Genomic DNA, 14707 nt, shown 5'->3' with positions numbered 1-14707 from the left:
TTGGCTGCACTCAATGCCCTGGCGTTACGCACTGGGGTGATTGTGTTCCTGACCATACCTACCTCACTGATGGGAAAGTCGCCGCGGGTGCGGCGACGGAACAAGCGTGGGTCCGGTGGTCCGGTTTATATACCTTAATTGTTTGTAAAAATTAAATGAACGAACTTTTGGGAATATACATAGAAGGGAGGTCAGGGGCGGCTGTTGTAAACCTTCACCTGCAGGGGAGCCGCCCATTGCGAGCTGTTACCCACGCGGTCAAGGACGCAGTAACTGATGTCGAGAAAGTCGTCCGCTCCGGCTTCGATGACCAGCGCCCTGGGGATTTCGCCATGCACGGCGAGGCCGATAGCGTCAGCGCCGAGTGCAGGCAGGTCGAGGCGCACGTCACCCCAGCGAAGGGTGATTTCATCGCCTTCGGCCATGTTCAGGTAAGGGGCGATGCGAAAGGGCAGCGTCGGCCCCAGGCGCTGCAGGTCGAGGCCATGGCGAACAATTGCAGGGGCCAGGCTCAGCGGGGCGAGCGCCGGGTTTTCGGTGGTCTCGCACAGGGTCTCACCACCAGGGCAGGCCAGCTTGATGAGCACCTGCAGTGACGGTGACTTTACAGGCCGGCACCCGGGCTTGAGCAGGCGATAGTGCACGCGGTTCGCGCCTGGGCGCAGCAGCGTGCGGGGTACCTGGAAACTGATGTGCTGGTCGAGGTCGTTGGCCGAAAGCTGGTGTGCGGCAACGAAGCAACTACCCCAGAACAGTTCCAGCACGTCACCCGTTTGCATGGCCGCATTGGTGTGGATGCAGGCACGCAGGTTGCTGGCAGCGGCCAGGCCAATGCCCTCATGGGCAACGTCGGGGAGGGCAGGAGGGGGCAGTTCAGTTCCTTTGGCTGCACAGTGCATGGTGATGTTCCCGTACGAAGTAAATGAGTGGTCGAGGACGACGTTGCTCAGGTTTATTGGCGAGTACGGGAAGCGAGTCAAGGCATGCGGGCGCCGCCTTGGGCTGGGTGCAGGATCTTCGGAGACGTCCTACTTCGAGGGGGAAACCAGGGTGTTCGTCGGGTGCAAAAGTCGTCGTCCTGGCTCAGGGCTGCGAGGCGTGCATACCGAGGAACTTGCCAAGGAATTGCCGGGTGCGCTCTTCCCTGGGATTGGCAAAGAGTGCCTTGGCTTCACCCTGCTCGACGATGACCCCCTTGTCGAAAAAAATCACCCGATTGGCGACGTCGCGGGCAAAGCCCATTTCGTGGGTGACGATGATCATCGTGCGCTTTTCTTCGGCCAGGCTGCGGATGGTGGCCAGCACTTCGCCAACCAGTTCCGGGTCGAGGGCCGAGGTCGGCTCGTCGAACAGAATCACTTCGGGCTCCATGGCCAGTGCCCGAGCAATGGCTACCCGCTGTTGCTGGCCGCCGGACAAGCGTCTCGGATAAGCATTTTCCTTGTCGCCCAGACCGACTTTCTGCAACAAGGCACGGCCCAGGGTGATGGCCGCATTGCGTGGGGTTTTCTTGACCACGATGGGGCCTTCGATAACGTTTTCCAGCGCCGTGCGGTGGGGAAACAGGTTGAAGTTCTGGAACACGAAACCGACGTGCTGGCGCAGTTGGCGGATCAGGCCCTGTTGCTGTTTCAGCGGACGGTTGCCGTCAATCTCGATGTCGCCGACGCGAATGCGACCGCTGCTGGGGGTTTCCAGCAGGTTCAGGCAGCGCAGGAAGGTGGTCTTGCCCGAGCCGCTGGGGCCGATGATGGCAATCACTTCACCGGCGTTGACGGTGAGGTTGATACCGGCCAGTACGGTCTGGCCGTTGAACTGCTTGGTCAGGTGCTCTACGACGATCATGCGCTCAGGACTCCAGGTCGTGCCGGTTGACCCGCGCTTCAAGGCGGTGCTGCAGGTGGGCGAGGAGGCTGGACAGTACCCAGTAGATCAGTGCTGCTGCCAGGTACAGGGTGAACACCTCGAAGGTGCGTGCGGTAATCAACTGCGCCTGACGAAACAGCTCCGGTACCTGGATGGTCGCGGCCAGCGCCGTGTCCTTGACCAGGGAGATGAAGCTATTGCCCAGTGGTGGCAAGGCGGTGCGTGCCGCCTGTGGCAGGATCGCCCGACGCATGGCCTGGCTGCGGGTCATGCCGATGCTGGCGGCGGCTTCCCATTGGCCGCGGTCGATGGAACTGATGGCCGCCCGCAGGATTTCGCAGGCATAGGCGGCCATGTTCAGCGACAAGCCGATCAGTGCCGCCGGCAGTGGGTCGAGTTCCAGGCCCAGTTGCGGCAGGCCGTAATAGATCACGAACAGTTGGACCAGCAGCGGTGTGCCGCGAAAAAACGACACGTAGACGCGGGCAGTCCAGCTAAGCACTTTCAGCGATGACAGCCGCATCAGCGCCAGGCCGAACCCCAGCAGCAAGCCGAAGAACATGCCGCCCAGGCTCAGGCCTACGGTGAAGTACGCGCCCTTGAGCAGAAAGGGCGCGGAATCCAGCGCTAGCTGGAGGCTGTCGGCAATCATTTTGTGACGTCAGCGTTGAACCATTTCTGCGACAGCTTGGCCAGGGTGCCATTGGCCCGAAGCGTGTCGATGGCCTTGTTGATCGCCTCAAGCAGTTCTGGCTCACCTTTGCGCAATGCAACACCGGATTCCTGGCGGGAGAAGGCTTCGCCGGTGACGGCGGTGTCCTTGGCCTTGGCGACCAGCTCGAATGCTGCCAGGCGGTCTACCAGAATGGCGTCGATACGGCCGACCCGCAGGTCCTGGTATTTGGTGGGGTCGTCGTCGTAGGTCTTGATGATGGCTTTCGGTACGTTGTCCTTGAGCCATTGCTCGTAGTTGGTACCCAGGCCTACACCGACTTTCTTGCCGGCCAGATCGGCGGCGGTCTTGATGCTGCCTTCGTTCTTTTTCAGGGTCAGGGCCTGAATGCCGGAGATGGTGTACGGGGTCGAGAAGTCGTACTTCTTCTTGCGCTCCTCGGAGATGGTCACCTGGTTGATCACCACGTCCAGGCGCTTGGACTCAAGGGCCGCGAGGATGCCGTCCCACTTGGTTGGCTGCAGCTTGGCTTTTACCCCAAGCTCCTTGGCCAGGGCTTCGGAGAAGTCCACTTCAAAGCCGGCGAGCTTGCCGTCATTGTCGACGAAGCTGAACGGTGGGTAGGTGCCTTCCAGGCCAACCTTGAGTATGCCGCTGTCCTTGATCTGTTGCAGTTGCTCCCCGGCGATGGCCTGGCCCAGCAGGCTGGCACCGAGTAGCAGGCCCAGACTGGCACCGAGAACCTGTTTCGTCAGAACGGAAATCTTCATGGCTAGCCCCTCTGTTGTTATGGGTGTGTCGGTGACTATAGGGGTGACACTAATAGATCCTTAAATAATATTAATTTGTTTATTTATTCCTTTAGGTTCTATTTGGTGCCGCCCGTTCATGGGTTCCAGACTTCAGGGTAGGCGAATAACGCCGGTGCCCCACCGGTGTGCAGAAAAATCAGCGGGCCGGCCTCGAAACGCTGGCGGGTGATACCGTCAAGCAAGCCTGCCATGGCCTTGCCGGTGTAGACCGGGTCGAGCAGCAGGCCCTCGTGGCTGGCCAGTTCGCGTATCGCCGCGAGTGTGCCTGCGTTTGGTTCGCCATAGCGTGGGGCGAAGTATTCATCCCAGAGGGTGACCTTGAAGCGCTCCGGCAGTTGCACACCGAGCAGCTCGGCAGTGCGCTCGGCGAGCCCTTGTACCTTGGGTCGCTGGGCTTCGTCGGTACGCGACACGGTGACGCCGATGACCGGCAATTGCGGCAGCACCGAGGCCAATCCCAGGGCCAGGCCGCTGTGGGTGCCGGCACTGCCAGAGGCCAGCACCACCCCGGCAAAGGTTTCGCCGCTGTGCTGGATCTGCGCGGCCAGTTCCAGGCCTGCGCGCACATAGCCCAGGGCGCCGAGGGCATTGGAGCCGCCGATGGGTACCTGATAGGGTTTGCGGCCACTGGCATGCAGGCGCACCGCCAAGGACTGCAACTGCTCATCGGCGTTATCGAGGTTGTCGACCATCTCGACCTTGGCCCCGAACAGGTCCAGCAACAGGCGGTTGCCGTTGCCCAGGTAACTGGCTGAATCGGTACCGATGGGGTTTTCCAGCAGGGCGACACAGCCCAGCCCCAGGCGTGCGGCCAGGGCAGCGGTCTGGCGCACGTGGTTGGACTGGATCGCGCCCGCGGTGATCAGGGTGTCGGCACCTTTGGCCAGGGCATCGGCGGCCAGGTATTCAAGCTTGCGCAGTTTGTTGCCACCGAATGCCAGCGGCGTCAGGTCATCGCGTTTGACGTAGATGTCGCGGCCTGCCCACGTGGACAGCCGCTCGAGTTTTTCCAGTGGCGTGGGCCCGCTCAGCAGTTCAAGGCGGTTGAAGCGAGCGAGCTGGCGTTCGAGTTCGGTCATGGGAAGTTGTGCCTGACAAAAAATCGAGTATAGGCAGCCGCTGGCGTTCGGCGAATAGCTCGGCTTATGCCCCCGGTATAGCGGATTGGAATAAAGGGTTATTTTTTCCAGCGACGCCAATTGCCGTAAAGTGGTCAGCTATCAGGCGAGCATTCCAATCCAGCAGCTGCCGCGTGGCAGGAGAGCAACCGTGAGCGAGAACGCGCAAACAGGGCAATGGCAATTGCAGGGTATCGTCGGCCAGCTACGTGCTGCCCGTGATCAGTGGCGCAGCCGCAATGGCCGCAGCAGTGGGGAGCAGGGCGGGCGCGAATTACCCTCGCGTGAAGCCATGCGGCAGATCCTTGAGCAGTTGTGTGGCGCGTTGTTCCCGATGCGCCTGGGCCCGGTCGACCTGCGTGAAGAGAGCGAAGACTTTTACGTGGGGCATACCCTCGACACAGCCCTGACCGCGCTGCTCGCGCAGGCCCGTCTGGAGCTGCGCTATGTTGCGCGTCAGGGCAAGGCGGACCCGGCACAGGTCGATGCTACCGCCTTGCGTCTGATCCAGGATTTCGCCGCGGCCCTGCCTGGCCTGCGCAGCCTGCTCGACACCGACGTGTTGGCGGCGTACCACGGCGACCCGGCGGCCCGCAGTGTCGATGAAGTCCTGCTGTGCTACCCCGGTATCCTTGCAGTGATTCATCACCGTCTGGCGCACCACCTGTACCGTGCAGGCTTGCCGCTGCTGGCGCGGATCAGCTCGGAAATCGCCCACTCGGCCACGGGTATCGACATCCACCCCGGCGCGCAGATCGGCCCGAGCTTCTTCATCGATCACGGTACCGGTGTGGTCATCGGTGAAACCGCAATCATCGGTGAGCGGGTACGGATCTATCAGGCCGTGACCCTGGGTGCCAAACGCTTCCCGGCCGACGAGTCTGGCCAATTGCAAAAGGGCCACCCGCGCCATCCGATCGTCGAGGACGATGTGGTGATCTATGCCGGCGCCACCATCCTTGGCCGAATCACCATCGGCAAGGGCTCGACCATTGGCGGCAACGTCTGGTTGACCCGCAGCGTGGCACCGGGCAGCAACTTGACCCAGGCCAATCTGCAGCATGATGACGGGACGCAGAAGTAGGCGGGCTTCCAGACCGGTTGGGTCGCATCTGAGCGCCATCCATGTTTAACTTGAACGCTCGTTCAAGTTAAACGGTGGTCCGCTGCCGGTGTTCAACAGGAGGAAACCCTTTGCTGAACCCGTTCAATCCAACCCTTTCCACGCGTCGTGAGGTGCACTGCCTATGAGTGCATCCACGCCTGTCCCGACCAGCAAGATCCGCATGAACCCGCCGGTGTTCTACTTCGCGGCAAGCTTCATTCTGTTGTTTGGCCTGGTGGTGATCGCCAACCCCACGGCCGCCGGTGAGTGGCTGTTGGCCGCGCAAAACTGGGCCGCCAATACGGTTGGCTGGTACTACATGTTGGCGATGACGCTGTACCTGGTCTTCGTGGTGGTCACCGCCTTGTCTGGCTACGGCAAGATCAAGCTCGGTGCCGACCACGACGAGCCCGAGTTCAGCTACCTGTCATGGGCCGGCATGCTGTTCGCCGCCGGTATCAGCATTACCCTATTCTTCTTCTGCGTCTCCGAACCGCTCACCCACTTGCTTCAGCCGCCTCAAGGCGAGGCCGGCACGGTCGAGGCCGGGCGCCAGGCCATGCAGTTGCTGTTCCTGCATTGGGGCCTGCATGGCTGGGGTGTTTTTGCCTTTGTCGGTATGGCCCTGGCGTATTTCGCCTACCGGCACAACCTGCCATTGGCCCTGCGTTCGGCGCTGTACCCGCTGATCGGCAAGCGCATCAACGGGCCGATTGGCTATGCCGTGGATGGCTTCGGCATCATCGCCACGGTGTTCGGCCTGGGAGCCGACATGGGCTTTGGTGTCTTGCACCTGAACGCCGGCCTGGATTACCTGTTCGGTATTTCCCATAGCCATTGGGTACAAGTTGCCCTGATCACGCTGATGATGGGCGCCGCAGTGGCTGTTGCCGTGGCCGGTGTGGACAAGGGCGTGCGGGTGATGTCCGACATCAACATGCTCCTGGCCTGTGGGTTGCTGCTGTTCGTGCTGTTCGCCGGCCCGACACAGCACCTGTTCAACACGCTGATCCAGAACCTGGGTGATTACCTCGGTGCCTTGCCGCGCAAGAGTTTCGATGTCTATGCCTACACTCAGGCCAACGACTGGCTGGGTAACTGGACGGTGTTCTACTGGGCCTGGTGGATTGCCTGGGCGCCCTTTGTCGGCTTGTTCATCGCACGGATCTCCCGGGGCAGGACGATCCGTGAATTCGTCTTTGGCGTGCTGCTGATTCCACTGGGCTTCACCCTGGCCTGGATGTCGATCTTCGGCAACAGTGCCCTGACCCAGGTGCTGGACCATGGCATGACCAGCCTGGCCCAGTCGGCCCTCGACAACCCATCGATGACCCTCTACCTGTTGCTGGAAACCTACCCGTGGAGCAAGGCGGTGATCGCCATCACGGTGTTCATCAGCTTTGTCTTCTTCGTCACCTCGGCCGACTCCGGCACCGTGGTGCTGTCGACCTTGTCCGCCCGTGATGGCAACGCCGATGAAGATGGGCCGAACTGGCTGCGGGTGTTCTGGGGCGCCATGACCGGGCTGATCACCATTGGCCTGCTGTTCGCGGGCAGTATCGACTCGCTCAAATCAGCGGTGGTACTGACCTCGTTGCCCTTCTCGGTGATTCTGCTGGCCATGATGTGGGGGCTGCACAAGGCGTTTTACCTGGAGTCGCAGCGGCAGATTGCCCAACTGCACTCCCTGGCCCCATTCGCCACTTCACGGCGTGGTCGCGGGGGCTGGCGTCAACGTTTGAGCCAGGCCATTCACTTCCCGTCGCGGGATGAGGTCTACCGGTTCATGGATGACGTGGTGCGCCCGGCGATTGCCGAGGTCACCGAAGTGTTTGTCGAGAAAGGCCTGGCGGTGATTTCCCAGGAAGACCCGAGCCACGACAATGTCAGCCTGAAGATCGGCCATGGTGAAGAGCAGCCGTTTATCTACCAGGTGCAGATGCGCGGCTATTTCACACCGTCCTTCGCGTTGGCAGGGCTGGGTACGCAAGAGTTGAAGAACCGTCGCTACTACCGTGCGGAAGTGCACCTGAGTGAAGGCAGCCAGGATTATGACCTGGTGGGCTACAGCAAGGAGCAGATCATCAACGACATCCTCGACCAGTACGAACGGCACCTGCAGTACCTGCACCTGGTGCGCTGAGCCCGCTGCCTGCAACTTGCTGGACAGGTGGCAGCCATCTTGCCGTTTTACCGGGAGATGGCTGCCGCGAGGTTCAGAACGGTGCGTCGCCCAGAATCGTCGCTCGGTGCATCACGCGCCGCTGCGGACGGTAATCGTCTACCGCGTAATGCTGGGTGACGCGGTTGTCCCAGAATGCCACGTCGTTTTCCTGCCAACGCCAGCGAATGGTGAACTCGGGGCGGGTGGCGTGGGCAAACAACAGGGCGAGCAGCGCCTTGCTCTCTGCCTCGCTGAGCTCGTTGATGCGGGTCGTGAAACCCTCGCTGACAAACAGTGCCTTGCGCCCGCTGACCGGATGGGTTCTGACCACCGGATGTGAAAGCGGCGGGTTGGCGCGACGAGTCGCCTCCCAGCGTTCGCGGTCTTCGGCGGTCGTGCCAAAACGTTCCAACGGAAACGACTGGGTGAAGTCATGGGTCGCGGTGAGGCCGTCGAGCATCTGCCGCAATGGTGCCGAAAGGGCCTCAAAGGCGGCGATGCCGCTGGCCCACAGGGTGTCTCCCCCATAAGCCGGCAACTGCTTGGCACTGAGCACCGCGCCCATCGCCGGGGTTGCCAGGAAGGTCACGTCGGTGTGCCAGACGGCGTTGTCGCGCACGTCTGTGACCGCCGTGTCGAGCACCAGCACCTCTGGTGTCTCAGGGACATTAGGGTAGATCGGGTGAATGTGCAGGTCGCCAAAGTGCGCAGCGAAGCGTGCTTGCTGGGCAGGCGTCAGCGGCTGATCACGGAAGAACAGTACCTGGTGCTTGAGCAACGCCTGCTCGATGGCGTCACGTTGCTCGGCATTGATCTCAACACGCAGGTCAATGCCGCTGATCTGTGCGCCCAGTGCCGGGCTCAATGGGGTAATGGTCAGGCTCATAGGGGTCTCGTTCGGTTCGGCGCCGAGCTGTCGGCGTGGTCAGTGTCGGTGCGCGATCAATGGCTCTGGCCGTGCCAAGGCACCAGTTTGCGTTGCAGTGCACGCAGGCTCATCTCCAGGGCGAAGGCGATCAGGGCGATAACCAGAATGCCCAGTACCACCACGTCGGTGACCAGAAACTGTGCCGCCGATTGCACCATGAAGCCCAGGCCGCTGGTGGCGGCGATCAGTTCGGCGGCAACCAGGGTCGACCAGCCGACACCCAGGCCAATACGCACGCCGGTAAGAATGTCCGGCAGTGCGCTGGGCAGAATCACATGGCGAATCAGCTGTGCCCGTGTGGCGCCCAGCGACTGCGCAGCGCGCAACTTGGCCGGGTCGACCGTGCGCACGCCAGTTGCGGTGGCGATGGCAATCGGGGCGAAGATCGCCAGGTAGATCAGCAGCACTTTCGACAGCTCGCCAATACCGCACCAGATCACAATCAGGGGCAAATAGGCCAGCGGGGGAATAGGCCGGTAGAACTCGATCAGTGGGTCGAGAATGCCCCGTGCAATCCGGTTGTGGCCGATGGCGATGCCGATCGGAATGGCGCTGACAATCGCCGCACCCAGGGCCAGGCCGATACGTCCGAGGCTGGCGCCCAAATGTTGCCAGAGGGTCGACTCCATGTAGCCCTGGGTTAGCAGTAACCAGGCTTTGGACAACACCGCGGCAGGCGAGGGCAGGAACAGCGGTTCGATCCACTCGGCTGCCGTGACGGCCCACCAGACGGCCAGCAGGCTGATCAGGGTCAGGCCGCTGATCCAGCGGGTGCTCAGGCTGCGGCGTGCTGCCGTAGTGTGGGCCAAGGGTTTGGCGGCTTTTGCGGCCAACGGAACGTCCAGGCTGCTCATGCGGACTCCTGCCGCGTGGCGGCGCTGCGTTGTGAGAACACCCGTGCCAGCACATGCTCGCGGGTTTCGATAAAGCGTGGATCGGATTTGATCGCCCGGGCCGATTCACCGGCGGCGTAACGTCGCCCGAAGTCCAGCGGCAGGCGCTCGACAATCCGCCCCGGATGGGGGGCCAGCAGCACGAGCTCGGTAGCCAGGAACACTGCTTCCTCAATGTCGTGGGTAATCAGGAACACCGGCTTGGCGGTACGCTGCCACACCTGCAGCAGCAACTCCTGCATCTGCTCGCGGGTGAAGGCATCCAGTGCGCCGAAGGGTTCATCCATCAGCAGCACCCGCGGGTCTGCGGCCAGCGCACGGGCCAGGCCCACACGCTGCTTCTGCCCACCGGACAGCTGCCAGATACGCCGGCTGCCAAACCCGGCAAGGTCAACCAGGGCGAGCATTTCGCGGGCCTTTTGTTCCCGTTGCGCACGTGGCACACCAGCCAGCTCCAGGCCGAAGGCAACGTTGCTCAGCACGTCCTGCCAAGGCAGTAGCGCGTCGTCCTGGAACACCACCCCGCGCTCGGCGCCAGGGCCTTGCACCGGCTTGCCGTCGAGGGTGATGCGCCCGGCACTGGGCACAACGAAGCCGGCGATCAGGTTCAGCAGCGAGGTCTTGCCGCTGCCGGAAGGGCCTAGGGCCACCAGCAACTGCTGTGGGCCCAGGCTCAGGGAGATGTCGGCCAGTACCGGCTCGGCCGCACCGGGGTACTGTGCGCTGATGCGCTCCAGCTCAAGCAATGCCATGACAGGCTCCGATCAGTTGGCGATGAATTTGGCGCTGACGTAGGGCGAGTAGTCCGGCAGTACCGCCTCGACCTTGCCTTGCGCCTTGAGGAAGGTGGCGGTGTCGGTGATGGCCTGGGTGGTCGGTGCGCCGAGGGCTGCGATCTGGTCATTGGCCAGCGGGAAAACGTTGCCCTGAAGCAGCGCCGGGATATCGGTAGCCTTGGCCCCGGACAGTTTCACCAGCTTGTCGACGTTGCTTTGGTCGGCAAGCCAGGCTTGTGGGTCTTTGCGGTACTCGGCGTAGGCGTCCAGGGTGACCTTGGCGAAGGCTTTGACGATTTCTGGGTGTTTGGCGGCAAAGTCCTTGCGCACGATCCAGGCGTCGAAGGTGGGTGCACCGGTCTTGGCCAGTTCGCCGGAGGTGATCAGCACCTTGCCGTTTTCCTTGGCCACACCCAGTGCCGGGTCCCAGACGTAGGTGGCGTCGATGTCACCACGTTTCCAGGCAGCAATGATGGCGGGCGGCGCCAGGTTGAGGATCTGTACCTTGGCCGGGTCGATGTTCCACTGCTTCAGCGCGGCCAACAGGCTGTAGTGCCCGGTGGAGACAAACGGCACGGCGATTTTCTTGCCGACCAGGTCTTGCGGCGAATTGATCCCCGCACCGTCGCGAGCGACCAGTGCTTCGGCGGCGCCGATCTGGGTGGCGATCAGGAAGGTTTCCACCGGCAGCTTGCGGGTCGCGGCCGCTGCCAGAGGGCTTGAGCCCAGGTAGCCGATCTGCACATCACCCGAGGCTACGGCGGTGATCACGTCGGCCCCGCTGTCGAACTTGCGCCAGTCAATGCTGGCCTTGCTGGCTTTTTCATAGTCGCCGTCAACCTGGGCGACTTTCGCCGGGTCAACGGTGGTCTGGTAGGCCACGGTCAGGTCGGCCGCCTGGGTGAACCAGCTGGCACCGGCCAGGGTCAGTGCGGCGAACAGGCGCAGCGGCGTATGCAGGGTCATGGACAACTCCTTCTCAGGCGGAGGGTGATGGGCGATTGAGAGGAAGGCTAAATGATCTAAGAAAATTAAAATAAATAACTTTTAGGAATTAGCTTAGGAGCCAATTGCTTTAAGGCGCTTGCGTGTCTGGGGAGGGTGCGTTGGTTTGGCGATGGGCTGACCACGGTCAACCTCGCCACTGCACGGGTGGGAGAGGATTGAAATGGCTGCACGGAAAGGCAGGGAGAGAAAAATTCTATTTTTATGTCAGAAAAATCTTAAAACGTCATAAATAATTCTTTTTAGATTTATAGGATAGTCATTATTCTTCGGCGCAAACCGGACGCATTAGACCAAAGTCTTGAAATGAATGGTTACGATTGACTCGAACCACACCCTTTGGTGCTAATCGGCTATCGACGTCGAGCGAGGCAAAAGACCCCGCCGACAGAGAATCACAAGAATTAGAAATGAAAGGAGCAAAAATATGTACAAGTCCACCTTGGCACTTGCCGTGGCCCTTGGGGTTCTGGCTCAACAAGCAGGTGCTGCCGGTTTCGTTGAAGACAGCAAGCTGTCTGTCAGCTCGCGCACCATGTATTTCGATAACGACAACCGTGAAACCGGGGTGGAGCGATCAGCGAGAATCCGCTCAAGGCTTCAAGGCCGACTATCAGTCGGGCTTCACCGAGGGTACGGTGGGCTTCGGTTTTGACGCTCAAGCCGTTTGGGGTATTCATCTGGATGGCGGCAAAGGCCACCACCCGAATAACAACAACTTTTTCCCCAGCGATACTGACGGTTCGGCTGTAGATCAGTGGGCGCGTATCGGTGGCAACGCCAAGGCGCGCTTCTCCAAGACCGAAGCCCACCTCGGTGGTGCACTGGCGCCAAACCTGCCAATCCTGGTAGCCAACGACGGCCGTCTGCTGCCGCAAACCTTTGAAGGTGGCATTGTCACCTCCAAGGAAATCGACAACGTCACCCTGACTGGTGGTCAACTTGAGCACGCCATGGGCCGTGCTTCGAGCAACAGGACCGGCCTGTCGGTTGCGGGCGCGTCTCAGGACAGCAACAAGTTCCAGTTTGGCGGCGCCGACTGGAAGGTCACCAAAGACCTGACCCTGCAGTACTACTACTCGAACCTGGAAGACTTCTACAAGCAGCACTTCCTGGGCCTGGTCCACGTCTACCCGATCGCGAACGACCAGTCGTTCAAGACCGACCTGCGCTACTTCGACAGCAGCTCGGATGGCAAGAACGGCCAAGCCGGTTACGAGTTCAAGAACAACGGTGGTTACGGTAAGAACAACGAGGTCGATAACAAGACCTGGAGCGCCATGTTCACCTACACCCTGGGCGGACACTCGCTTATGCTCGGTCATCAGCAGGTTAGTGATGATGGTGGTTTCGTCTGGCTGAACCAAAGCAACGTTACCGATGGTAATGGTCGCCTTGAGGGTGCCGGCGGCTCCAGCTTCTACCTGTTCACCGATAGCATGATCAACCAGTTTGCCCGTGCCGGTGAAAACACCACCTTCGGTCAGTACGCTTATGACTTCGCTCGCCTGGGGGTTCCAGGTCTGAAGACCTCGATCGCCTACCTGCGTGGCGATGACATTCGTTACAAGAGCGGAAATGGCAGCTACAACGAGTGGGAGCGTGATGCACGTATCGATTACGTCATTCAGGAAGGCGCCCTCAAGGGGCTGGGTGCTAGCTTGCGGCATGGTATCTACCGTGGCGAAGGCACAGAAAGTGCTGCCGACATGGACCAAACCCGCCTGATCTTCAACTACACCTACACCTTCATGTAAGTGTCAGTTAGAGAAAGCCTCGCCTTGGTGCGGGGCTTTTTTTCGACCTGAAATTAATAGCTCGTAAAGTTATAAATAAATCATTATTTATTCTTTTTAATTTGCTTCAGGTCGATGCACAGTGGCTCCACCAGAACGTATTTCAAGGAGCCCCACCATGAGCCTCAGACTCGGCGATATCGCCCCCGATTTCGAACAGGATTCCAGCGCCGGCACAATTCGTTTCCATGAGTGGCTGGGCGACAGCTGGGGTGTGCTGTTTTCGCACCCAGCGGATTTTACGCCAGTCTGCACCACCGAACTGGGGTTCACTGCCAAGCTCAAGGAGCAGTTCGCCGAACGCGGGGTCAAGGCCATTGCCCTTTCGGTCGACCCGGTCGAGTCTCATCTGCGCTGGATCGAAGATATCAACGAAACCCAGAACACCGTCGTCAACTTTCCGATCCTGGCCGACGCCGATCGCAAGGTGTCTGACCTCTATGACCTGATCCACCCCAATGCCAGCGACACCCTGACCGTGCGTTCCTTGTTCGTGATCGACCCGAACAAGAAGATCCGCCTGACCATCACTTACCCCGCCAGCACCGGGCGCAATTTCCACGAGATTCTGCGGGTGATCGACTCACTGCAACTGACCGACAACCACAAGGTCGCCACCCCGGCCAACTGGCAGGACGGTGACGAGGTGGTGATCGTGCCGTCACTCAAGGATGAGGACGAAATCAAACGACGCTTTCCCAAAGGCTACCGGGCGGTCAAGCCCTACCTGCGCCTGACCCCGCAGCCAAACCGTTGAGTGTGTGACGCATTGCTTTAGCCACAGCAGGGATTTTCGGGCCGTTTCGACGGCCCTTTTTTTTGCGCGGCGTACGGGTTATTCAATATTCCTATACTGAATAACCAAATGAAAAAATATGATTTATAGATATATAAAACAGCTGTTAAGGTCACTCCATCAACGCGAGATCTGCTGCTCGCACCCGTCTCGAAACCGCTAAAGGATACGCTTCAATGTTGGTTGTCTCTCTCGGTGGCAGTCCCAGCGTGCGTTCACGCTCTGGTGTGTTGCTCGAACGCGCCCGGCACTGGTTGCAAGGCCAGGGTGTGGAAGTGGTGACATTCCAGGTGCGCGACTTCCCGGCAGACGATCTGCTGCATGCGCGCTTCGACAGCCCTAAGGTTCAGCACTTCCTGCAACTGGTCGAGCAGGCCGATGGCCTGATCGTCGCGACGCCGGTGTACAAGGCGTCGTTCTCCGGTGCGCTGAAGACCCTGCTGGATTTGCTGCCTGAGCGAGCGCTGAGCCACAAGGTGGTTCTGCCCATCGCTACCGGCGGCAGTATCGCCCACATGCTGGCGGTTGATTACGCGCTCAAGCCGGTACTGTCTGCACTCAAGGCGCAAGAGACCCTGCAAGGGATCTTCGCTGACGACAGCCAGATCGCTTATGGCGAAGGCAGTGCTGCCGCGCAGTTGCTTCCTGCGTTGGAGCTGCGCCTGAACGAATCGCTGGAACAGTTTCACACTGCCCTGGCCCGTCGGCCAAAACCCGTTGCACCGGGGCTGTTGAACGAACGTTTGCTCAGTGCTCGCTGGAGCATCTGAGCCGC

13 protein-coding genes and 1 pseudogene are annotated in these 14707 nt (G+C 60.6%); 5 read left to right on the top strand and 9 right to left on the bottom strand.

The genetic code is table 11. The features are described 5' to 3' along the window. Positions 1–191 precede the first annotated feature (191 nt). The 5 genes from ACZ9H3_RS14345 to ACZ9H3_RS14325 form a co-directional block, all read right to left on the bottom strand. Complete coding sequence (locus ACZ9H3_RS14345) at positions 192–899, bottom strand: hypothetical protein (protein WP_476221219.1); 708 nt, start codon at positions 897–899, stop codon at positions 192–194. Between the two features lie 184 nt (positions 900–1083). Then, positions 1084–1845: an L-cystine ABC transporter ATP-binding protein TcyN gene (gene tcyN / locus ACZ9H3_RS14340; protein WP_102052468.1), complete on the bottom strand. Its 762-nt coding sequence runs from the start codon at positions 1843–1845 to the stop codon at positions 1084–1086. A 4-nt stretch (positions 1846–1849) separates the two neighbouring features. Further along, positions 1850–2518 (bottom strand): cystine ABC transporter permease, encoded by a 669-nt coding sequence (tcyL, locus tag ACZ9H3_RS14335; protein ID WP_102052467.1) that lies wholly within the window; start codon positions 2516–2518, stop codon positions 1850–1852. Then, positions 2515–3309: a cystine ABC transporter substrate-binding protein gene (tcyJ, locus tag ACZ9H3_RS14330; protein WP_409277614.1), complete on the bottom strand. Its 795-nt coding sequence runs from the start codon at positions 3307–3309 to the stop codon at positions 2515–2517. Before tcyJ ends, tcyL begins: the two co-directional genes overlap by 4 nt. A 116-nt stretch (positions 3310–3425) precedes the next feature. Next, the gene (locus tag ACZ9H3_RS14325) at positions 3426–4430 is read right to left on the bottom strand and encodes a D-cysteine desulfhydrase (protein WP_102052465.1); all 1005 of its coding nucleotides are present in this window, start codon (positions 4428–4430) and stop codon (positions 3426–3428) included. A 190-nt stretch (positions 4431–4620) separates the two neighbouring features. Between ACZ9H3_RS14325 and epsC the strand changes: the two genes are divergently transcribed. Further along, positions 4621–5553: a serine O-acetyltransferase EpsC gene (gene epsC / locus ACZ9H3_RS14320; protein WP_330522409.1), complete on the top strand. Its 933-nt coding sequence runs from the start codon at positions 4621–4623 to the stop codon at positions 5551–5553. Between the two features lie 202 nt (positions 5554–5755). Continuing rightward, complete coding sequence (gene betT / locus ACZ9H3_RS14315) at positions 5756–7717, top strand: choline transporter BetT (RefSeq protein WP_476222767.1); 1962 nt, start codon at positions 5756–5758, stop codon at positions 7715–7717. 73 nt (positions 7718–7790) lie between these two features. Here the strand turns inward: betT and tauD are convergent, their stop codons facing one another. Genes tauD through tauA form a run of 4 tightly spaced genes read right to left on the bottom strand, consistent with a single transcriptional unit; the run spans position 7791 to position 11301 of the window. Continuing rightward, on the bottom strand, positions 7791–8624 hold the full coding sequence (gene tauD, locus ACZ9H3_RS14310) for a taurine dioxygenase (RefSeq protein WP_476221215.1): 834 nt from the start codon (positions 8622–8624) through the stop codon (positions 7791–7793). Between the two features lie 56 nt (positions 8625–8680). Beyond that, the gene (gene tauC, locus ACZ9H3_RS14305; protein WP_065760084.1) at positions 8681–9520 is read right to left on the bottom strand and encodes a taurine ABC transporter permease TauC; all 840 of its coding nucleotides are present in this window, start codon (positions 9518–9520) and stop codon (positions 8681–8683) included. Beyond that, complete coding sequence (tauB, locus tag ACZ9H3_RS14300) at positions 9517–10311, bottom strand: taurine ABC transporter ATP-binding subunit (protein WP_476221212.1); 795 nt, start codon at positions 10309–10311, stop codon at positions 9517–9519. Before tauB ends, tauC begins: the two co-directional genes overlap by 4 nt. 12 nt (positions 10312–10323) lie before the next feature. Next, positions 10324–11301 carry a taurine ABC transporter substrate-binding protein gene (gene tauA / locus ACZ9H3_RS14295; RefSeq protein WP_476221210.1) on the bottom strand — a complete coding sequence of 326 codons (978 nt, stop codon included), beginning with the start codon at positions 11299–11301 and terminating at the stop codon, positions 10324–10326. 466 nt (positions 11302–11767) lie between these two features. Here tauA and ACZ9H3_RS14290 point away from each other — a divergent pair. The 3 genes and pseudogenes from ACZ9H3_RS14290 (at position 11768) to ssuE (ending at position 14702) form a co-directional block, all read left to right on the top strand. After that, positions 11768–13097, top strand: a pseudogene (locus tag ACZ9H3_RS14290) (OprD family porin). A 157-nt stretch (positions 13098–13254) separates the two neighbouring features. Next, on the top strand, positions 13255–13893 hold the full coding sequence (locus ACZ9H3_RS14285; RefSeq protein WP_099776225.1) for a peroxiredoxin: 639 nt from the start codon (positions 13255–13257) through the stop codon (positions 13891–13893). A gap of 215 nt (positions 13894–14108) precedes the next feature. Further along, the gene (ssuE, locus tag ACZ9H3_RS14280) at positions 14109–14702 is read left to right on the top strand and encodes an NADPH-dependent FMN reductase (protein ID WP_102052458.1); all 594 of its coding nucleotides are present in this window, start codon (positions 14109–14111) and stop codon (positions 14700–14702) included. Positions 14703–14707 lie beyond the last annotated feature (5 nt).

Source organism: Pseudomonas sp. TE3910 (assembly GCF_056279025.1).
The sequence above is the reverse complement of the archived record's forward strand: the minus strand, read 5'-3'. Positions and strand labels throughout refer to the sequence as shown.

What these genes read in the sequence shown, in the direction of transcription:
- tcyJ (WP_409277614.1), bottom strand. Translation starts at nt 3,309, where the DNA reads ATGAAGATTTCCGTTCTGACGAAACAGGTTCTCGGTGCCAGTCTGGGC.
- ssuE (WP_102052458.1), top strand. Translation starts at nt 14,109, where the DNA reads ATGTTGGTTGTCTCTCTCGGTGGCAGTCCCAGCGTGCGTTCACGCTCT.
- tcyL (WP_102052467.1), bottom strand. Translation starts at nt 2,518, where the DNA reads ATGATTGCCGACAGCCTCCAGCTAGCGCTGGATTCCGCGCCCTTTCTG.
- tauA (WP_476221210.1), bottom strand. Translation starts at nt 11,301, where the DNA reads ATGACCCTGCATACGCCGCTGCGCCTGTTCGCCGCACTGACCCTGGCC.
- ACZ9H3_RS14285 (WP_099776225.1), top strand. Translation starts at nt 13,255, where the DNA reads ATGAGCCTCAGACTCGGCGATATCGCCCCCGATTTCGAACAGGATTCC.
- ACZ9H3_RS14345 (WP_476221219.1), bottom strand. Translation starts at nt 899, where the DNA reads ATGCACTGTGCAGCCAAAGGAACTGAACTGCCCCCTCCTGCCCTCCCC.
- tcyN (WP_102052468.1), bottom strand. Translation starts at nt 1,845, where the DNA reads ATGATCGTCGTAGAGCACCTGACCAAGCAGTTCAACGGCCAGACCGTA.
- tauC (WP_065760084.1), bottom strand. Translation starts at nt 9,520, where the DNA reads ATGAGCAGCCTGGACGTTCCGTTGGCCGCAAAAGCCGCCAAACCCTTG.
- tauD (WP_476221215.1), bottom strand. Translation starts at nt 8,624, where the DNA reads ATGAGCCTGACCATTACCCCATTGAGCCCGGCACTGGGCGCACAGATC.
- ACZ9H3_RS14325 (WP_102052465.1), bottom strand. Translation starts at nt 4,430, where the DNA reads ATGACCGAACTCGAACGCCAGCTCGCTCGCTTCAACCGCCTTGAACTG.
- tauB (WP_476221212.1), bottom strand. Translation starts at nt 10,311, where the DNA reads ATGGCATTGCTTGAGCTGGAGCGCATCAGCGCACAGTACCCCGGTGCG.
- betT (WP_476222767.1), top strand. Translation starts at nt 5,756, where the DNA reads ATGAACCCGCCGGTGTTCTACTTCGCGGCAAGCTTCATTCTGTTGTTT.